The organism is Kitasatospora sp. NEAU-CNBT7, assembly GCF_057220535.1.
In genome coordinates this window covers 287,933-307,560 of sequence record NZ_JBXQQB010000004.1, presented here as the reverse complement: position 1 = coordinate 307,560, position 19,628 = coordinate 287,933, and the positions used below count along the sequence as shown (strand labels likewise).

Annotated in this window: 15 protein-coding genes; 6 read left to right on the top strand and 9 right to left on the bottom strand. The window is 74.6% G+C overall.

What is annotated here, in order from left to right; all coding sequences use genetic code 11:
• The first annotated feature begins 16 nt into the window (after nucleotides 1-16).
• On the top strand, nucleotides 17-1,045 hold the full coding sequence (locus AC2TEW_RS08055) for a Fic family protein (protein WP_484622652.1): 1,029 nt from the start codon (nucleotides 17-19) through the stop codon (nucleotides 1,043-1,045).
• A gap of 70 nt (nucleotides 1,046-1,115) precedes the next feature.
• Here AC2TEW_RS08055 and AC2TEW_RS08050 read toward each other — a convergent pair whose 3' ends face one another.
• The 3 genes from AC2TEW_RS08050 to AC2TEW_RS08040 form a co-directional block, all read right to left on the bottom strand.
• Entirely contained in the window at nucleotides 1,116-2,711 is a 1,596-nt protein-coding gene (locus tag AC2TEW_RS08050) for a serine hydrolase domain-containing protein (protein WP_484622651.1), read from the bottom strand.
• Nucleotides 2,712-3,034: 323 nt separating this feature from the next.
• Complete coding sequence (locus AC2TEW_RS08045) at nucleotides 3,035-4,765, bottom strand: carbohydrate binding domain-containing protein (RefSeq protein ID WP_484622650.1); 1,731 nt, start codon at nucleotides 4,763-4,765, stop codon at nucleotides 3,035-3,037.
• Between the two features lie 234 nt (nucleotides 4,766-4,999).
• The gene (locus tag AC2TEW_RS08040) at nucleotides 5,000-6,037 is read right to left on the bottom strand and encodes a saccharopine dehydrogenase family protein (RefSeq protein WP_484622649.1); all 1,038 of its coding nucleotides are present in this window, start codon (nucleotides 6,035-6,037) and stop codon (nucleotides 5,000-5,002) included.
• A 104-nt stretch (nucleotides 6,038-6,141) separates the two neighbouring features.
• Here AC2TEW_RS08040 and AC2TEW_RS08035 point away from each other — a divergent pair, with 104 nt between their 5' ends.
• Nucleotides 6,142-7,122, top strand: a complete 981-nt coding sequence (locus AC2TEW_RS08035; RefSeq protein ID WP_484622648.1) for a helix-turn-helix domain-containing protein — start codon at nucleotides 6,142-6,144, stop codon at nucleotides 7,120-7,122.
• Here the strand turns inward: AC2TEW_RS08035 and AC2TEW_RS08030 are convergent.
• The 6 genes from AC2TEW_RS08030 to AC2TEW_RS08005 form a co-directional block, all read right to left on the bottom strand.
• Complete coding sequence (locus AC2TEW_RS08030; protein ID WP_484622647.1) at nucleotides 7,119-8,387, bottom strand: serine hydrolase domain-containing protein; 1,269 nt, start codon at nucleotides 8,385-8,387, stop codon at nucleotides 7,119-7,121. The two genes, AC2TEW_RS08035 and AC2TEW_RS08030, sit on opposite strands and share 4 nt — an antisense overlap.
• Before the next feature lie 331 nt (nucleotides 8,388-8,718).
• A complete protein-coding gene (locus AC2TEW_RS08025) occupies nucleotides 8,719-9,747 on the bottom strand; it encodes a hypothetical protein (protein WP_484622646.1) in 1,029 nt (342 codons plus the stop codon).
• On the bottom strand, nucleotides 9,744-10,535 hold the full coding sequence (locus AC2TEW_RS08020) for a ParA family protein (RefSeq protein WP_484622645.1): 792 nt from the start codon (nucleotides 10,533-10,535) through the stop codon (nucleotides 9,744-9,746). The genes AC2TEW_RS08025 and AC2TEW_RS08020 overlap by 4 nt, the downstream gene beginning before the upstream one ends.
• A 196-nt stretch (nucleotides 10,536-10,731) precedes the next feature.
• The gene (locus AC2TEW_RS08015; protein ID WP_484622644.1) at nucleotides 10,732-10,935 is read right to left on the bottom strand and encodes a hypothetical protein; all 204 of its coding nucleotides are present in this window, start codon (nucleotides 10,933-10,935) and stop codon (nucleotides 10,732-10,734) included.
• Nucleotides 10,936-11,207: 272 nt separating this feature from the next.
• The gene (locus AC2TEW_RS08010; protein ID WP_484622643.1) at nucleotides 11,208-12,455 is read right to left on the bottom strand and encodes a prephenate dehydrogenase; all 1,248 of its coding nucleotides are present in this window, start codon (nucleotides 12,453-12,455) and stop codon (nucleotides 11,208-11,210) included.
• A 178-nt stretch (nucleotides 12,456-12,633) separates the two neighbouring features.
• Nucleotides 12,634-13,344, bottom strand: coding sequence for an LmbU family transcriptional regulator (locus tag AC2TEW_RS08005; RefSeq protein WP_484622642.1), 711 nt, complete (start codon nucleotides 13,342-13,344; stop codon nucleotides 12,634-12,636).
• Nucleotides 13,345-13,945: 601 nt separating this feature from the next.
• Between AC2TEW_RS08005 and AC2TEW_RS08000 the strand changes: the two genes are divergently transcribed.
• The 4 genes from AC2TEW_RS08000 to AC2TEW_RS07985 all read left to right on the top strand — a co-directional run bounded on the left by AC2TEW_RS08000 (nucleotide 13,946) and on the right by AC2TEW_RS07985 (nucleotide 19,596).
• Entirely contained in the window at nucleotides 13,946-15,514 is a 1,569-nt protein-coding gene (locus AC2TEW_RS08000) for a 4-hydroxyphenylacetate 3-hydroxylase family protein (RefSeq protein WP_484622641.1), read from the top strand.
• Nucleotides 15,511-16,104, top strand: coding sequence for a flavin reductase family protein (locus AC2TEW_RS07995; protein ID WP_484622640.1), 594 nt, complete (start codon nucleotides 15,511-15,513; stop codon nucleotides 16,102-16,104). Before AC2TEW_RS08000 ends, AC2TEW_RS07995 begins: the two co-directional genes overlap by 4 nt.
• A 138-nt stretch (nucleotides 16,105-16,242) precedes the next feature.
• Complete coding sequence (locus tag AC2TEW_RS07990; RefSeq protein WP_484622639.1) at nucleotides 16,243-17,883, top strand: aromatic amino acid lyase; 1,641 nt, start codon at nucleotides 16,243-16,245, stop codon at nucleotides 17,881-17,883.
• Between the two features lie 9 nt (nucleotides 17,884-17,892).
• On the top strand, nucleotides 17,893-19,596 hold the full coding sequence (locus tag AC2TEW_RS07985; protein ID WP_484622638.1) for a class I adenylate-forming enzyme family protein: 1,704 nt from the start codon (nucleotides 17,893-17,895) through the stop codon (nucleotides 19,594-19,596).
• Nucleotides 19,597-19,628 lie beyond the last annotated feature (32 nt).

Here is a 19,628-nt window from a genome sequence, read left to right as displayed (position 1 = left end):
GCGGGTCGAGCCCGTCGTGCCACCGCTCGACGCCGAGGTGGTCCCCGCGGCGGCCGGCGCCGCGGCGCTGGCCGCCCTGGCCGAGCTCGCCGAGGCCACCCGACGGCACCTCGGCGACCCCGACCTGTTCCACCGGCCCCGCTACCGGATGAAGATGCACCACCGCCACCTCGCCGGGGTGGCGGACGGGGAGGTGGCCGCCCGGATCTCCGAGGCCGCCGAGCAGCGCGCCGCGGCCGGCCTGCTGGCCGTGCACTCGGTCCGCGCGGAACGCGCCGAACGCCCCGGCCGCCGGCCCTGCTTCACCCCGGAGGCGCTCGCCGAACTGCACGGGCTGCTCGTCGCCGCGGACCCCAACATCCCCGGTGACGGCGGCTACCGGCAGGCCACCGCCAAGGTCAGGTGGCCGGACGGGCAGCGGTTCGTGATGGCCGTCCGCCCCGGCGAGGAATTGCGCGACCACGTCCGGCGCTGGTACGAGTGGGGTACCCGGACCACCTCGCCGGCGCTGGACGCCGCGGCGCTGAGCATGGTGCGGCTGCTGACCGTCCATCCGTTCGCCGACGCCAACGGCCGGACCGCGCGGCTGCTCGCCGAGTGCGACCTGGTGGGCGCCGGGCTCCTGCCGGGGCTGCTGCTGGACCTCGAGGGGTGGGTCGAGTGCCACCGTGCCGAACACGACCGGGCGGTGGTCGCCGCGGCGGACGGGCACTGGGCGGTCTGGGGCGAGCTGTTCGCCCGGACGGTCACCGACACCGCCCGCCACCGGACCGCGACCATCACGGCCCACGCCGCCCTGATCGACCGGGCGATCGAACGCGCCGGGGGCGGCGCCGCCACCACGGCGGTCCTGAACTGCCTGCGCTCCGGCCCGGCGGTCTCCGCCGCCTGGCTGCGCGGCCGCATCCCCCACGACCCGGACGCGCCGCTCGAACGCCTGCGCGCGGCGGGCATCCTCGCCCCCCACCCCCGGCTTCCGGGAGCCCTGGTGCACCCCGGGTCGCTGGCCGTCCCGGACGCACCGTACGGGGCGCACTCCGGGTGATGCGCGTCCGCGCCACGGCGTGCTGCTGCGCGGGCACGACGTGGCGGGCCCGGGGCCCGGCGCCGGGCGGCTACCCGGCGGGGGTCGCCAGGCCGACGGTGCGGCGGACGGTCTCGAGGCCGACCACCTCGATGCGGGGGGTGTCGTCGACGTCCCGGGTCAGCCGGACCGGGTTGCCGACCAGCGGACCGCCGGTCATCACGTATCCGCCGTCGTCCAGGACGCCGAGCGGCATGGTGCGCGGGCCGAGGTGCAGGGACAGGTCGAGGCCGCTGCGGGTGAGCCGGTAGCCGCCCTCGTAGTGGCCCAGGTAGGGCGCGGTGGCGCCGGGGTCGGTCGGGAAGGTGCGGCTCCCGAGCGCGCGCAGCGCCTCCAGGGCGTCCAGGTACGCGGTGCGGACCTTGGCGGTGACGCCCTTGTTGAGGCCGAACCGTTGGTCGAGCAGCAGGTTGAGCACGTAGAGGTAGAAGAACAGCCCGGTCGGGGACGGGTTCATCCCGTTCAGGACGACCAGCCCGAGGTCGTGGTCGGGCAGGAATCCGAGGTACGAGGTGAAGCCGTCGATTCCGCCGTTGTGCCAGATCAGCGAGGTGCCGTCGCAGAACCGGTTGCTGATCCACCCCATCCCGTAGCCGGACGCCGTGACGTCCGGATCGAGGTCGGGCGAGACGGGGACCGGGATGTGCGGCTTCCAGCACTCGGCGAGGTTCTCCGCCGACACCACCCGGCGCCCGTCGGCGGAGACACCGCGCCGCAGTTGCAGGCGGACGTAGGCGGCCATGTCGTCGAGCGAGGCGAGGGTGCCGCCCGCCGGGGCGTAGCTGCCGACCGGCGCGTAGGCGAGCGGCCGGGTGGCGCCGGTGAGGTCGGGGCCGTAGCCGCGCATGAAGTCGGTGACCAGTCCGCGCGGGTCGTCCGCGATTCGCGCGCCGGCCATGCCGGTCGGACCGTACACCAGGCTGCGCATCTCGTCGGCGAAGGCTCCGGTCAAGGTGTCGGCGGAGGCTCCGTCGGCGAGCAGCGGGAGGTAGCCGCCGGCCGAGTACACGGTGTTGTTGTAGTGGAACTCGGTGTTCGGCGGAGCCACCACCGGGAGTGTGGCCACGGAGCGGAGCAGCTGGGGGGCGGTCGGGTCGCCTTCGTGGAGGCCGGACAGGGCGGGTGGCTCGTCGATGCCGGTGGCCATCCCGAGCAGGTCGCGGACCCGCAGGGAACGGGTCAGTTCATCGGTGGGAGCCCGGAAGCCGGGCCAGGCCTCGACCGCCCGCCGGTCCCAGGCCAGTTGCCTGCGGTCGACGTGGACCGCGGCGAGCAGCGAGGTCATCGACTTGGTGGTGGAGGCAACCAGGAACCGGGTCGACGGTGTGACCGGGGCACGGCTCTCCGCGTCGCGTACGCCGAGCGGGAGGGTGAGCAGGACCCGGTCCGCGCTGACCACGGCCACCGCGCCGCCGACCAGTCCCATGGCGGCGAACTCCGCGCGCACCTGGTCGGCGAAGGCGTCCCAGCCGTCGGCCGCTGCTGTCCCGCCGGACGCGTCCGCCGCCCGGGCCGGGGACGGCGCGGCGCCCAGACCGGCGCCCAATCCGGCTGCTGCCAGCCCTTTGAGCAGCGTCCTGCGCGTCGAGGCGGTCGATGAGACAGCGGTCGCGGCGTCGAGCCCCACCGGCGTTCCCTCATTTCACTGCTCCGGGTGGGAGTCACCGGGGCGCCCGGCGGTCACCCACTGCTGCCTGGACCGTGCGGACCGGCCACCCTCCGGGCGGGCCGCGGGCCGCCCCGACAAGCTATCCAGGCCCGTGCGGCAGGCCGTCGGACACTCCGTCGCCCCGGCGTGACGTCATCCGATCAGCGGCACCGGGGACGGATCCGCGGCCCGTGGGCGGGCCGGGCCCGCGGAAGCCGGGCGGGGCCCGGGAGCAGGTGGCTCTCCCGGGCCCCGCCCGGCCGGCGTCCCCGAGCCCGCCCGGGGCCGTGCTCGGCCGGGTGTCAGCGTCCTTGGAGGGCCTTGACGTTGTCGCCGAAGGTCCAGCCCTTGGAGCCGTCCCAGTTGACGGACCAGGTCATCAGTCCCTTGAGCGAACCGCCGAAGGCGTTCCAGGACTGGCCGACCAGGCTGGGCGTCAGGTAGCCGCCGCCCGCGCCGGGCTGGGCCGGCAGGCCGGGCACCTGCTTGTCGTACGGGACCTTGATGGTGGTGCCCTGGACGACCAGGCCGGTGTTCAGGCAGGTGGTCTGGGCGGTGAAGCCCTGGACGGTGCCGGCCTGGTAGGAGTCGCCGGAGCAGCCGTACATGCTGCCGTTGTAGTACTGCATGTTGAGCCACCACAGGCGCCCGTTGTCGGCGTACTTCTTGATGATCGGCAGGTAGGAGCCCCAGATCGACCCGTAGGTGACGCTTCCCCCGGTGACGTAGGCGGTCTCGGGGGCCATGGTGAGGCCGAAGCCGGCCGGCATCTGGGCGAGGACGCCGTCGATGATGCGGATCAGGTTGGACTGGGAGGCGGACAGCGTGTTGATGTTGCCGCTGCCCGACAGGCCGGTCTCGATGTCGATGTCGATCCCGTCGAAGTTGTACTTCTTGAGGATCGGCACGACGGTCGCCACGAACTTGTCGGCGACGGTGCTGGAGCTGAGGTCGATGCCGGCGGCGGCGCCGCCGATCGACATCAGGAGCGTCGCCCCGGCCGCCTTGGCCTGGCACATCTCGGCGGGGGTGGAGACCTTGACGCCGGCGTCCATCCCGTCCTGCCACAGCACGGTGCCGTCGGAGAGGATCACCGGGAAGGCGGCGTTGATGACGTTGTAGCCGTGGGCGGCGATCCGGCTGTCGGTGATGGGGACCCAGCCCATGCCGGGGTGGACGCCGTTGGCGGCGCCGTCCCAGTTCTCCCAGTAGCCCTGCAGCACCTTGCCCGCCGGCTTGGGCTTGGTCGCGCAGGTGTCGCCCGGCGAGGTCGGGCTGGTGGACGACGTGGGGCTGCTCGAGGGGCTGGTGGACGGGCTGCCGGAAGGCGTGGGGCTGGTGGAGGGGCTGGCGGACGGCGAGGGGCTGGTGGACGAGGTCGGGCTGGTCGACGGGCTGGGGCTGCTGCCGCCGGGGCCGGTGAGCGACACGTCGTCCGCGTAGTAGGCCGGCTGCCCGTACCAGCCGTGCAGGTAGACGGTCACCGAGGTGGTGGTTGCCCCGGTGGTGAAGGCGACGCTGAGCTGGCCGTACGCCGCATTGTTCGGTGTCCAGGTGGACGGGGCGGTGGTGAGGCCGGTGCCGGTGGCGCCCAGGTAGACGTAGCTGCCCTGGACGTAGGCGCTCAGCGTGTACTGGGAGTTGGGCTGGACGCTGATGGTCTGGCTGCACTGGGCGTTGTCCTGGCCGCTCGGCGTCGCCCTGAGGGCGGAGGTGCCGGAGTGGACCGGGCTGCCGACTGCCGCCCCGGAGCCGCCGGAGCAGGTCCAGGCGGAGAGACCGCTCTCGAAGCCCGCGTTGGCCACCAGGTTGGGGGTGGCGGCGCCCGCCGTGACGGAGCCGGTCACGGCGAGGCCGGCGCCGATGACGGCCGCGGCGCTCACCCCGGCGAGGGAGCGCCGCAGGACGGTCGGCCCGTGCTGGGGGTGGGCGGCTGGTGGCCGGGTGCCGACGGCCCGTTCGGTGCCGGGGCGCTCGCTGCCGGGGCGGACTCCGTCCGCCGGACGGGGGGTGCGGGACCTTCGACGGAACATGGTGAGCTCCCTTCCCGCCGAGCGCACGTCATGGGCATGACCAACGCGTGGGGGCGTGGCGCCCGGCTCTGGGTGAGGTGGGGACATGTGGGGCTGTGCCGATCCGGATCGTAGGAGCGGCGGCAGTGCCCGTCAATAGGTCTGGACCAATTCCGGCGAAGGGGGACCGGGGCCTCCCGCCATCGTTCATGACGTGGTGTCTGATCGGTTGTTCCGGCGGCGGGTGGCGGTCCGTCACCCGTCCAGGTCGACGGAGAGGTGCGTGGAGAGCGCCCGGAGGAAGTCGGGTGCGTCGAAGATCTCGCCCGCGGAGGCGACGCCGACCGTCCTGGTCCGTCCCGAGAGGATGCGCTCGACCGCCTCCACCGCGAGCGGCGCAGTGACGGCGTAGATGTCCCGGCCCGTCGCCACGGCGCGGCGTTCGGCGCCGCCGGAGCGCACCACGACGTCGACCAGGAAGGTCTGGGCCGACCGTCCGTCCCGGTCCACCGGGGTCGGCGCCGGGGTGTCCGGCGCCGACAGCTCCCGGACCGCCTCCACCGTCATGTAGCTGTGCACCTCGGGAACGGACAGGTGCCCCGGGATGGTGACGGCGTCGGCCATCGTGAACTCCCCGACGACGGCCCGGGTGCCCAGCGGGCGGGGGAAGTCCCACTCCAGGGTGGGCGGCGCGTCGTCGCGGTACTCCAGCCGCCCGTTCGCGAAGCGGACCCGGCGGCCGCCCCGCCGCTCCCGGGACACCCGGCCGGCGGCGCGGGTCCCCTCCGTGGGGTGCCAGCCGTCCAGCCCGTACGCGATGTGCACTTCGTCGGCCGCCGTCCAGTCGCCCATCGCGGCGGTGGCCAGCAGGTCACCGAGCCCCCCGTAGAAGGCCATCGCGGGCACGACGACCGCCCCGGCGGCCCGGGCGCGGTCCGAGAAGCGCGCGAAGGTGTCGACGTTGGCCTCGATCTCGGCCGCCACGTCCACGTACGGGATGCCCGCCCGCAGCGCCGCCTCGATCACGGGTGCGGCCGTCGTGGCGAACGGCCCGGCGCAGTTGACGACCGCCGCCGTCCCGGCCAAGGCGCGGTCCAGCGAGGCCGGGTCGTCGACCGAGGCGGGCCGGGCCTCCAGGCCCGGGTGGGACGTCGCCAGCGCCTCCAGCCGGCCGGGGTCGCGCCCGGCGAGCACCGGGAGGAACCCGCGCTCCAGCAGCCGCGCCACCACGAACCGTCCCGTGTGTCCGTACGCGCCGAACACCGCCACCGCCACCGTCCTGGCCTGTCCCATGAGACTCTCCCCCTCGTGCTCGATCGATCCGATGTGGCCAATTCTGGTGGGGCGGACACCTCGCCGTGAGTGTCCGGAACGCCATGGCCCGTACAGTTCCGGACATGGATACTGTCGCGCTGGCCGTCACCGACGGGATGCTGCACTTCGAACTGTCCGTGGCCTACGAGGTCTTCGGCTCCGCCCCGGCGGCGGTGGCCGGCCCCTGGTACGACGTCGCCGTCTGCGGGTCCGACGCCGTGCGGGTCGGCCGGTTCCGGGTCGAGCCCGACGGCGGGCTCGACCGGCTCCGGCACGCCGACACCGTGATCGTCCCCGCCCTGGCCGACGTCGACGAGGAGCCGCCCGCCGACCTGGTCGACGCGGTACGCGCGGCGCACGAGGCGGGCGCGCGGGTGGCCTCGCTGTGCACGGGCGCGTTCGTGCTGGCCGCGGCCGGCCTGCTGGACGGGAAGCGCGCGACCACCCACTGGGCGCACACCGAGGCACTGGCCGACCGCTACCCCGAGGTCGAGGTCGACCCGGACGTGCTCTACGTCGACAACGGCAGCGTGCTCACATCAGCGGGCAAGGCCGCCGCGATGGACCTGTGCCTGCACCTCGTCCGCCTGGACCACGGTTCGTCGACGGCCAACGTGGTCGCCCGCCGCCTGGTCGTGCCACCGCACCGGGCCGGCGGGCAGGCCCAGTTCGTCACGACACCGGTACCTGCCCGGACCGGCCACCCGCTCTCCGCGCTGCTCCCCTGGGTGATGGAACGCCTCGACGAGCCGCTGACCGTCACCGACCTGGCCCGCCGGGCGGGGATGAGCCCGCGCAACCTGGGCCGGCAGTTCAGGGCGGTGACCGGCACCACGCCCCTGCAGTGGCTGCTGACCCAGCGGATCCGCCGCGCCCAGGAGCTGCTGGAGAACTCCGACGACACCGTCGACGTCATCGCGGCCGCCACCGGTACGGGCACCGCCACGACGCTGCGCCGGCACTTCAACCGGACGGTCGGCGTCCCGCCGGACACCTACCGCCGCACCTTCCGCGCGGGGGCGGGCGCCGGGCCCCGCCCCCGCACGGGAATCGGGACGGCCTAGCGGGGCGGGACCGGGCGGTCGTAGACGTGGTCGGGGGTCAGGACCTCGGTGAGCGCCCGGGCCAGCAGCGAGCTGGGCTCCTGGCCTGCGGAGCCGATGTCGGTGTTCAGCAGGAGCACCATGGTGGCCCGCTGGGCGGGCAGGTACACGGTGACGCTCTCGTAGCCCGGGATGGAGCCGTTGTGCCCGATCCAGCCGCCGGTCTCGAAGATGCCGAGGCCGTAGCAGGTCCCGGGGAATCCGGTCGGCAGCATGGTGAGCCGCTCCGCCTGGGTCCGCGGGCTGAGCAGGGTGCCGGTGGCGACGATCTCGGCCCAGCGGCGCAGGTCGTGCAGGTTCGAGATCATCGCTCCGGCCGCCCAGGCCCAGCTGGGGTTCCAGTCGGTGGAGTCGGCGACCGCGCCGCTCGGTGTCTGGTCGGTGTAGCCGTGGGCGTGCGGTTGCGGGAACTCGGTCCCGTTCGGGAGCAGCGTGTGGCGCAGGCGGGCGGGGCGGAGCACCCGCCGGTCGATGAAGTCGGCCAGCCGCTGGCCGCTGACCTTCTCGATCACCAGGCCGAGCAGCACGAGGTTGCTGTTGCAGTACTGGAAGGTCTCGCCCGGCGCGAAGGTGTTCGCGTGCTTGAAGCCGTACGCGAGCGTCTCCTGCGGGGTGAACGAGCGGGCCGGGTCGCTCTCCAGCGCCTGGATGAAGTCCGGGTCGGAGGTGAACGGGAACAGGCCGCTGCGCATCCCGGCGAGTTGACGCAGTGTGATCCGTCCACCGTCCGGCACACCGTCGACGTAGGCGCAGATCGGGTCGTCCAGGCCGATCCTGCGGTCGTCGACGAGCCGGAGCAGCGCGGTGACCGTGAAGGTCTTGGTCTCGCTGCCGATCCGGCTGAAGACACCGGTGGTCATCGGGGCGCCGGTCGCGGTGTCGGCCACCCCGGACGCGCGGACGTAGCTGCCCCGCTCCGGGAACCAGAGCCCGACCACGGCGCCGGGGATGCCGGCCTGCCGGCGGGTGTCCTCGACGGCCCGGTCCAGCCGCGCGGTCAGGTCGGGACCGAATCCGTCCGCGGGGCCGCCGTCCGAGGACCGGTCGGCCGCCTCGGGCCGTCCGGCCCGGCCGAGCCCTGCGGCCGCACCGGGCTCCGCGGCCGCACCGGGCTCCGCGGCCGCGGCGGGCTCCGCGGCTGTGGCGGGGGCCGCTGCCACGGGGGACAGGACGGACGCCGCGAACAGCGCTCTGGTGAACAGACGGCGGGAGGGGGAACGGCTCACGTCGGCGCTTCCTTCGGGTCGGGGACTCGGGTGCCAACGTCACCACCCGGTCCCCGGGCCGTGATCCCGGTCCGGTGCGGGATCCGGCGAGTCCACCCGTTCGGAGGCACCACGGCCGCCGGGGCCCGCCCCGGCTCCGGCCCGTCCTCCCGGGTGCCGCCCGCCGGTGGGTGTCGGTCGGGGGCGCTCGGTCGGGGGCGGGTCGGTGCCGCGGAGGTGCGGGGGCCGGGGACGCGCCGGGGGAGACGCTGCCGGGCGCCGGGGCGATGACCGAGCGGCCGGGGGCGATGACCGAGCGGCCGGGTCCCGGACGGACCCGGCCGCGGGGCCGCTACGGGTGGACCGGCGGGCGTTCCACCCGGTCCGACCCGACCCGGTCCGACCCGACCCGGTCCGTCCCGACCCGGTCCGTCCCGACCCGGTCCGTCCCGACCCGGTCCGTCCCGACCAGGTCCGTCCCGACCAGGGCCGCCGCCCGGCGCAGCTGCCGGCGCAGGTCCGTGACGGCCGCCCGGGTCTCGTCAGGGAAGCCGCGGGCGGCGGTCGCGGGCAGGGAGCCGGGCAGATCGCGCAGGGCCGCCCGCAGGACGCCGGCCAGCCGTTCGAGGTCGCCGAGCGCGAGCCGGCTGTCCTCCAGGTCCGGTGCCGGTTCGGGCCGGTCCGACGGCTCGCCGGGCGCCCACTCCCCGACGGTCACGGGGGAGTAGCCCAGTTCGGTACGGGCGGCGGTCAGCGCCTTGGCGGTCGGCCGGGCACCGTCGGCCAGCGCCTTCTCGACCACCTCCCGCACCTGCGCGGGGCCGTACTCGCGCAGGACCGGGACCAGCACCCGGGCCTGCGACTCGCGGAGCACGAGGTTGCCAAAAGCCGGATTTGGCAACAGCGCGGCCTGCACCGGGATCATCTCGAGCAGGCGGTGCGCATAGGACCGCGACAGGCCCCAGCGCTCGCCGAGGTACTCCTCCCAGGTGCTGTGGGTGGAGCGGTAGAGCTTCCGGTCGTGGATCTCCCACAGGGCGGGTCCGGCCTGCTGGGCGAACCGGGCGTGTGCCGTCTGCTTGTCCGCCTCGAACTGCGCCTCGGCCTGCCGGACGGCCTCCACGCCTTCGGCCTGGGCGGCGGCCACCCGGGCCTCCAGCTCGGCGAGGGTGCACGTGGCGAGGCCGTCCGGCCGGGCGGCGGACCCGGCGGCCCCCGCCGACCCGGCCGGGCCGGTCGGACCAGCCGGGCCGGGGGAGCCGGTGGCGGCGGTGGGGACGGTGGCCCGGCGGCTGCCCGGGCGGTTGCCGATCAGCAGGGTCTCCGGGCCGGTCAGGGCCGCGCTGCCGTCGGGACGCTGAAGGCGCGGGCGCTCGCTCATGCGGCGGCCGCCCGGAGGTCCTTGACCCGGGTGGCGAGCTTGGCGAAGTCGTCCGCGACCTCGCGGGCGGGCTGGCTGCGCAGCGAACGGAGCGGTGCCACCGAGTCGGCGGCGGCCTTGACCACGGCCCGTTCCCTGATGTGCGGGGCCCAGACCAGGCCGGGGAAGCAGCTGTCCAGGCCGTCGATCTGGAAGTCGTGGACACCGAGGCCGGTCCGGACCCGGGAGGGGACGACGCCCGCCACCCTGAGCCGGGGGTTGCTGAGGTCGTCGGCGTGGTCGCGGACGAAGTTCAGCACCCGTACGGCGCCCTCGATCCCGTCGAACTCCGGCTCCGCCACGATCAGCACCACGTCGGCGGCGACCATCGCGAGCTGGGTCAGGTGCCCGAGCGAGGGCGGGCAGTCGAGCAGGGTGATCCGGCGGTCGTCGCAGCCGGCCAACGCCCGGCGGAGCCGCTTGACGGCACCGACCGTACCGGCCTCGGAGATCCGGTTCTCCAGCTCGAACCGGGCCGGCAGGACGCGGATCCGGCTGCCGTAGATCCCGCCCCAGCCGCAGGGGACGTAGGCGTCGCGGGCGGCGCCCAGGGCGTCGCACTTGATCGCCTCACTGATCGTCATCTGATCGGCGTCCGGCCGGGCGCCCAGCCGGCGGGAGGAGTTCCCCTGGGGGTCGACGTCGGCCACGTCGACCTCGTCACCGCCCTCGGCGAGCGCGGCGGCGAGGTTCACCACCATCGCCGACTTCCCCGAACCGCCCTTGTTCTGACACACCGCAATCCGCATCCGCGCTCCCTCTGTGCCGCGCCGGCCGCCCTGACGTGGGCCGTGCTCGCAGAGTAACTATCCGATCACCCAACAGCGCCGACGGCTGCGCGGCCCCGGCGAGGAACACCCGGACGGCGGTGGGGTGGCGACGGCGCGCGGTGCGGGTTGGGGCGTGGGTGGGGAGTGCAGGTTCGAGTGCGGGGGCTGCCGTCGGTCAGTCCAGGTAGCCCATGGCGAGCCGGCAGCGGGCCGGTGTCCGGTCGTGCGGTTCTGCGGGCGGCGCGGCCGGGACCTCGGGGCCCCGGCGGTCCGTCCCCCGGACCGCCGCGGCGCCGGGCCGGGGCCGCCGCTCCCGAGGCGGGAACCACGGTGCGGGCGGCTCGGCCCCGGCGGGTGCGGAGGTGTCGGTCATGGTCATCAGCTGCCTCCCGGAAGCGGTGCGGACCCCGGCGGATCCGGTTCACCACCCCAGTGGAAGCCCCGGGCCGCCCCGGCGCGGTGGGCCTTGACGTGTTGTTCACCCGCGCCGCCCGTCCCTTGACCCGCCTTGACGGCCGGCCCGCGCCGCCGGGATCCGCCTGCGGGGTGCGGGGTGCGGGGTGCGGGGCTTCGGACGCCGGGTGCCGGGTGTCGGGTGTCGCGCGACCGTCGGGTGTGCGGCGGCTCTGCGCAGCGGGCTGCGCGGTGTGGTCACGACCGGCCCGTGCCGTCGCCGGACGGCTGGACTGGCAAGGGTGGCCGGGAGCGCTCGGGAGGCTGCGGGGGGCGGGGGCCGGTGAGGGTGGTCCAGCCGCCTTCGCGCAGCCGGTCGGTGAGGAGCGGGGCGGTCGCGGCGGGCACGGTCAGCCGCACGGCGGCGCCGGGGCCGGCGGACAGGTGGTCGAACCGGACGTCGTCGACGTTGACGCCGGCCGCGGCGACGTCGGAGAACAGCCGGCCCAGTTCGCCCGGCCGGTCGCTCACCACCACGCTCAGGGTGGCCGCCCGGCCGGTCGCGGCGGGCGGCGGGATCCGGGCGCGGCCGGCGGCGCCGGTGGCGAGCAGCTGCCGCAGGTCCGCGGTGGCGGCCGCCCGCCGGACCTTGTCGCGGGCGCAGTCGGACGCCGGGCCGGTCCTGGCACCGGCCCCGGCCCCGACTCCGGCATCGGCACCGGCTGCAAGGGTGCGCAGTGCGGTGATGCCGACCCGGAGCCGGTCGCCGATCCGCTCCAGGACGTCGGCGACTGCCTCGGCGTTGGCGGTGAGCAGTTCGGCCGACCGGGCCGGGTCCCCCTCGGCGCCGCCGGTGGCCGGGTACGCGGGCTGCGTGGACAGCCGCAGCGCGAATTCCTCGTCCGGGGTCAGCTGGCCCGCCGCCAGCGCGGCGAGCAGCAGCGGGGCGTGCGAGACCAGGGCGACGGCCCGGTCGTGTTCGGCGGCGTCCGCGATCACCGGGGTGGCGCCGCACAGCGCGACCAGTTCCAGAGTGCGGTTGAGGACGGCGTCCTCGGTGGCGCCGGTCGGGGTGATCACCCACGGGTGCCGGCGGAACAGGTCGGCGCGGGCGGCGAGCGGCCCGGCGCGGCCCTCGCCCGCCATCGGGTGCCCGCCGATGTAGCTGGACAGGTCGCAGCCGAGGGCCAGCGCCTGCTGCCGGGGCAGCAGTTTCACCGCTCCCACGTCGGTGTAGGCGCGGGCCGCGCCGTCCTTCTGCAGGCGCGCCAGGACTTCGGCGACGCGGTCCGGCGGGACGGCCACCACGGCGATGTCCACGCCGTCCGCCGTGGCCGGTCGGCCACGGCCCGGCGGCGGCCCGGGCCTTCCGGCGCCGAGTGCGGTCGCGGCCCGCAGCGCGGCCGGGTCGGTGTCGCAGAGGTGGACGTCGACTCCCTGGGCGCGCAGCGCGAGGCCCACCGAGGTGCCGATCAGGCCGGTGCCGACGACCAGAGCGGTTCGCATCACAGCCACCTTCCGGGGCGGGTCTCGGGTGTTCCGCGGGTGGAGCGGACGGAGCGGACGGAGCGGGCGGCGCCGGGCCGGCCGGGTCAGTGGCAGTCAGCTGCGGCCGGGTCGGCGGCCGTCGGGTCAGGGCCCGGTACCGGCTGCGCCCGGGTCGCCGCAAGCCGGCCGGGTCGCCTCAAGCCGCCGCGGCCGCCGCCTGCTCCAGCGTCGTGATGATCCAGTCGTCGAGCGGTACGCCGGCCCGGCCGGCCGCGGCCTGCCAGCGGTCCATGGCCTGCTCGGGGAGGGTCAGGTCGGGGAGCTTCGCCGGGGTGCTCACCGGGACGGGGTTGCGGGCGGCGCGCAGCCTGCGGCGCAGCTCGCTCTTGGACCAGCGGTTCTCGTGGGCGCGGGCGAGCCAGAGGTCCTGCCCGGCGTGGTCGAGCGGGGCGACCTCGGCGTGGTGCTGGAAGCTGAGCTCCGGGTGCCGTCGGTCCATGGTGAACTTCCGGGCCACCCAGGCGTAGTTGCGCAGCGTCTGGTAGTCGAGGCCGGCGGTGTCGATCGCCCGGCGGTAGCGGTCGCCGTACTTGTCCTGCCCGTAGACCAGCCAGTCGCCGAGGCACCAGGCGAACGAGTCGGCGGTCTCGAACAGCTTCGCGCCGGCCTGCTCCCAGGTCTCGAAGGCGAGTGCGGCCGGGAACCGCAGGCCGACCCGGGTGGTGAGGATCTGCTGTCCGCGGTGGGTCCTGGATTCGCCGGCGCGGTGGGCGGTGCCCGGGCCGCCGGCCGGCCGGGGTTCGGCGGCGGGCAGGTGCCGGGTGGGGCCGTGGGGGGCCGTCCGGCGCGTGGTGCGGTCGAGGGGATGGCGTTGTCCCGTTGTGGGGTCGGTCCTGGTGGTGCTCACGTTTCTCATCCGTCCGTCGTCTTCCACCTGAGCAGGGACGGCGGTGGGACTCGTTGTTTCCCCCGCTCCCGGACGCTCCTTCGTGTTGGTGCGAAGCGCCGGCCCCCGCAGCCAGAATGGCCCCGGCCGGAGGGCGTGACCAGTGTTGACCGGTTGACTCCACCGGGAAACAGGGAAACGGTCCGCCCGCCGGCCCGGTCCCGGGTGCCGCGGTGCTGGTCGGAGCAGGTATCGGCCGCGGGTCGGCGCGGCCGTTCCCCGCACCCCGCCTGTCCTGCCGGCGGGACAGGCGGAGGGACAGGCGGTGGGACAGGCGGAGGGACAGGCGGTGGGACAGGCGGAGGGACAGCCGGGGCGCCGGTCCGGAGAGGTCGTCAGGAGCCATACAAGGTGGCCGGGTTGGTGAAGTGACCCGGTCCGCGGATTCCTTGACACCCTTCGACGCCGAATATTAGTTTCCGTCGGCGAGGGAGCCGCCGAGGAAAGGCGAATGGGCCGCCGGATCCGGTGCGGCCGTGGCGGACCCGATTTCCCGTGGACCGCTGATCCGCGGTCCTCGGGCGCGAGGAAATTCCGGCAGAATGATCGGGAAGGCGTGAAAATGGCGGACGAGGCACAGAATTCGGTCCGGCCGTACACGGGGGACGAGTATCTGGAGAGCCTCCGCGACGGGCGCGAGGTGTGGGCGTACGGCGAGCGGGTCAAGGATGTGACCACCCATCCGGCGTTCCGGAACAACGCGCGCATGGTGGCCCGGCTGTACGACGCCCTGCACGACCCGGAGCGCCGCGGGCGGCTGACGGTCCCCACCGACACCGGGAACGGCGGCTTCACGCACCCGTACTACAAGGTGCCGCGCTCGGCCGAGGACCTGCGCACCGGTGTCGGCGCGATGGCCGAGTGGGCGCGGATGTCGTACGGCTGGCTGGGGCGCACACCGGATTTCAAGGCGGCCTTCCTGGCGACCTTGGGCGCGGACCCGCAGCACTACGCGCCGTTCGAGGCGAACGCCGCGCGCTGGTACCGCGAGGCCCAGGAGAAGGTGATCTTCATCGGCCACGGGATCGTCAACCCGCCGGTCGACCGGGACCGGGACGTCACCGAACTCAGGGACGTCCACCTGTCGGTGTGCCGGGAGACCGACGCGGGCCTGGTGGTCTCGGGGGCGAAGGTGGTCGGCACCAGTGCGGCGCTGACCCAGTACATCTTCGTCGCCAACTACGGTCAGGTCCCCGAGGGGGCCAAGGACCTCTCCTGCTACTTCATGGTGCCGACCAACGCGCCGGGCGTGAAGATCATCTCTCGGGCCTCGTACGAGTACCAGGCCACGGTGGCCGGCAGTCCGTTCGACCAGCCGCTGAGCAGCCGGATGGACGAGAACGACGGAATCCTGGTGTTCGACGAGGTGCTGGTGCCCTGGGAGAACGTGTTCTGCTACGACGTGGAGAAGGCGAATCGATTCTTCACCGGCTCCGGATTCTATTTCCGTTCGATGCTGCACGGCTGCGTCCGGCTGGCCGTCAAACTCGATTTCCTCACCGGGCTGCTGACCAAGGGCCTGGACACCACCGGCGCGATCGAGTTCCGCGGCGTGCAGACCAGGCTCGGCGAACTGCTCGGCTACCGGCACATCCTGTGGGGGCTGGTCGACTCGATGGTGCACAACCCGGTGGTCCGTCCGGACGGCTCGGTGATGCCCAACAGCGAGAGCGCGCTGGCGTACCGGATGTTCGCCTCCACGGTCTACCCGAAGATCCGGGAGATCTTCTTCCGTGACCTCGGCAGCGCCCTGATCTACAACAACTCGCACGCCAGCGACTGGGCCACCCCCGAACTGCGGCCGTACCTCGACCGCTACATCCGGGGCCGGCACGGCGTCGAGGCGATCGACCGGGTGAAGCTGATGAAGCTCATCTGGGACTCGGTCGGCAGCGACTTCGGCGGCCGGTGGGAGCTGTACGAGATGAACTACGCGGGCAACCACGAGAACATCCGGATCGAGGCGTTCCAGCGCTACCGGGCCACCGGTGGCCTGGACGAGTGCAAGGCGCTGGTGGACGCGTGCCTGGCCGAGTACGACGTCACCGGCTGGCGGGCGGACGACCTCACCGACCCGGAGGCCGTCGTGGCGGCCGGGCCCGCCGCCGGCCGAGCGGCCGGCAAGCCGTGAGCGGCACCCGGGTCGAGCGGCGCAGCCCCGACCGGCGCACCGACGGTCCCGACCCGCGTACCGACGGTCCCGCCCCGCGCACTGCCGGCCCCGACCCACGCACTGCCGGTGGCGAGCAGGCCTTCCGCGAGGTGATGGGCGAACTGGTGACCGGAGTCTGCGCGGTGACCACCCGGGCCGGCCGCGGCCCCGACGCGGGCCACGACGCGATCGTGGTCAACTCGCTGACCTCGGTCTCGCTCCGCCCGCAGCTGGTCTCGATGTACCTGCGGGAGGACTCGTCCTTCCTGTGCTCGCTGTCCGCGGCCGGGGTGTGGGCCGCGTCGATCCTGCCGGAGGGCAGCGGCCCGGTGGCCCGCACGCTGGCGCTGCCCGCGGACCGGCGGCCCGGCCCGGAGCTGGTCACCGGCTGGGTCCAGGGGCCGGCCACCGGCTGTCTGACCCTGCCGGACGCGCCCGGGGTGATCGAGTGCGAGCTGGACCGCTGCATCACGGTCGGCGACCACGTGCTGGTGGTGGGCCGGGTGGTCGGCCTCACCCGGCAGCCGGCCCGGCCCCTGGTCTTCCACCGCGGACGGTTCGACGCCTGACCCGCGGCCGCAGCCCAGCTGTCCGTACGCCGGCCCCGCCCGTCCGTACGCCGGCCCCGCCCGGCCGCGCCCACCCCGTCACGCCGGCTCCCGTCCCACCTGCCTGTCCCGTTCCACCGTCGAGGAGTGCTTCCTGTCATGACCATTTCTGAAATCACCCGCAGCGAGCCGGCCCCTGCCGGCCCGGACACCCGGCGCGCCATCGACGGCCGGACGCTGACCATCGAGGACGTCGTCCACGCCATGCGCAACCCCGGCACCGACTTCCGGGTGGAGGAGGAGGCCGCCCGGGCGATGGCCGCCTCCCGCGAGCTCAAGCACGAGCTGATCGCGGACCGCAAGCCCATCTACGGCGTCACCACCGGCTTCGGCGACAGCGTCACCCGCCAGATCTCCCCGGAGAAGGCCGTCGAGCTGCAGTACAACATGATCCGCTACCACCTCAACGGCACCGGTGCGCCGGCCCCCGACGACGTGGTCCGGGCCACCCTGCTGATCCGCGGCAACTGCCTGGCCCGCGGCCGTTCCGGGGTGACCCCGGAGATCGTCGCCCGGCTGCTCGACCTGATCCGCCACGACGTGCTGCCGCAGATCCCCTCCCGCGGCTCGGTCGGCGCCAGCGGCGACCTCGTCCCGCTGTGCTACGTCGCCTCGACCCTGATCGGCGAGGGCCTGGTGCGCCACGACGGCGCCCTGCGCGACGCCGCCGAGGTCTTCGCCGAACTCGGCCTGGAGCCGGTGCGGCCGGAGGCCAAGGACGGCCTCGCGCTGATCAACGGCACCTCCTTCAGCTCCGCCTGGTCCGTGCGGGCCTGGGCCGACGCCGCCGAACTCGCCGAGGTCGCCGACATCTGCACCGCCCTGGCCAGCGAGGCGCTGCTGGGCAACCGCGGCCACTTCGCGGCCTTCATCCACGAGCAGAAGCCGCACCCCGGCCAGCTGACCAGCGCCCGCACCATCGGCGACCTGCTGGAGGGCTCGGAGCTGGCCCGCTCCCACAGCCAGGTGGTCGACCTCAACGACGACCTCGCCGACCGGGGCTTCCAGCAGCTGCGCCGCAGCATCCAGGACCGCTACTCGATCCGCTGCGCCCCGCACGTCACCGGCGTGCTGCGGGACACCCTCGACTGGTCCCGGCAGTGGGTCGAGACCGAGATCAACTCCTCCAACGACAACCCGCTGTTCGACGTCGAGGCCCGCACCGTGCACAGCGGCGGCAACTTCTACGGCGGCCACGTGGTGCAGGCGATGGACTCGCTCAAGGTCGCCGTCGCCAACATCGCCGACCTGCTGGACCGCCAGCTGGAGCTGATGGTCGACGAGAAGTTCAACAACGGCCTGACCCCGAACCTGATCCCCCGGTTCGCCGACGACGACTGGAACGCCGGGCTGCACCACGGCTTCAAGGGCATGCAGATCGCCTGCTCCGCGCTGACCGCGGAGGCGCTGAAGACCTCCGGGCCGATGAGCGTGTTCTCCCGGTCCACCGAGGCGCACAACCAGGACAAGGTCTCCATGTCCGCGATCGCCGCCCGCGAGGCCAACACCGTCGTCGAGCTGGTCCGCGAGGCCGCCGCGATCCACCTGCTGGCCGCCTGCCAGGCCCTCGACCTGCGCGGTCCGGAGCTGGCCGGCCCGCGCACCCGGGCGGTGTACGACCTGGTCCGCAAGCACGCGCCGTTCGTCGGGCACGACCGCCGGATGGACCAGGACATCGCCGCCGTGGTCGAGCTGATCCGGACCGGCGCACTCACCGACGCCGCGCGCGTCGCGGCCTGAGGGGCGGTCATGGCACTGAGCACGGACGCCCTGCTCGACCTGGAGCACCGCCGGCGGCTCGCCGCGGACCAGGGGATCGGCGGCGGCAACGCCTGGGCCGCCGCCCGCCGCCACAGTCCCGCCCCGGACGCCAAGGTGCTGCTCGCCGACCGGCCGCTGACCGGCCTGGACGGCCGCCCGCAGGCCGAGTTCAGCATCGCCGAACTGGACGACCTCGCCCAGGCGTGGTCCGGCTGGTACCTCGACCTCGGGGTCCGGCCGCGCGATCGGGTCGCGGTGTACCTGGACGACTCGTTCGAGGACCAGCTGCACCTGGCCGCGCTGTCCCGGATCGGCGCCATCGCCGTCCTGGTCAACGGCCGGATGCCGGTCGACACGGCGCTCGGCCTGATCCGCCGCACCGCCCCGGTCGGCCTGTACACCGACCGCGCCCACCTGGCGGAGCTGGCCGGGCGGCAGGCCGGGGCCGGCGTCGCCTGGACCCGCACCGCCGAGGACGCCGCCGGACTGACGCACCGACCGCTCCCGGACGCGGCCTGCTACCGGCACGCCCCCGACGACCCGGTGCTCATCTGCCACTCCTCGGGCACCACCGGCGACCCCAAGCCGGTCGTCCACACCCACGCCCAGAGCGTGGCCGGCCTGCGGGCCAGGCTCGCCGAGCGGGCCGAGGCCCCGGACGTGCGGATCCTGTCCGCCGCGCCGCAGTCGCACGCCGGGGCGACCGCGTTCACGCTCTACTGCCTGCTGGCCGGGGTCCCGCTGATCGCGCTCTCCCGCCCCGGCGGCCCCGAGGTGGCGGCGGCGGTCGCCCGCTACCGGCCCACGCTGGTCCTGGCGTTCAACCAGACCCACGCGGCGCTGGCCACCACGGAGCTGCGCACGGAGGACTTCGCCTCGGTGCGCTACTGGATCAACATGGGCGACGCCGCGCACGACCGGCACGTGCGCACCCTGATGAGCCTCGGGTACCACCTGGCGGACGGCGAACGGCGCCCCGGCTCGTTCTTCGGCGACGGCCTGGGCTCCTCCGAGCTCGGCTGGAACGCGCTCGGCCGGGTCTTCACCCCCGACTCGCCGCCGCGCCCGCGCCACCTCGGCCGGGTGGTACCGCCCGCCCGGGTCGCGGTGCTGCGCCCGGACGGCAGCGAGGCCGGACCGGACGAGGTCGGCATGCTCGGCGTGGACAGCCCCGCGGTGACGCCCGGCTACTGGAACGACTCCGACACCACCTACCGCAGCCGGATCGGCACCTGGTTCCTGTCCGGGGACCTGGTCCGCCGGGACGCCGAGGGCGACTTCTTCCACGTCGACCGGGTGGTCGACGCGATCCACACCGAGGACGGCCCGGGCTACTCGGTGCTGATGGAGGAGACCCTGCTGCTGGCCCTGCCGGAGGTCGCCGACTGCGCGGTGGTCGCGGGCCGGCACACCGGCCGGACCGTCCCGGTCGCGGTGGTCCGGCTGCGCGAACCCGGCGCCGACCCGGCCGAGCTGCTGACCCGGGCCGACCGGGCCCTGCGTGCGGCCGGCCAGCCGGAGCTCGCACTGCTGGACTGCGCCACCGGACCGGACCTGCCGGTCGGCGCCACCGGCAAGGTGCTCAAGCGCGTGCTGCGCGAGCGGTACGCCGACCTGGCCGGCCTGCCGGCCCGGCCCGGCCGCGCCTTCGCGGCGGCGGCCACCACGAGCGCGCCGCACCCGGCGAGCTGAGCGGCGCGCCGAACCCGCGCGCCCGACCCGAA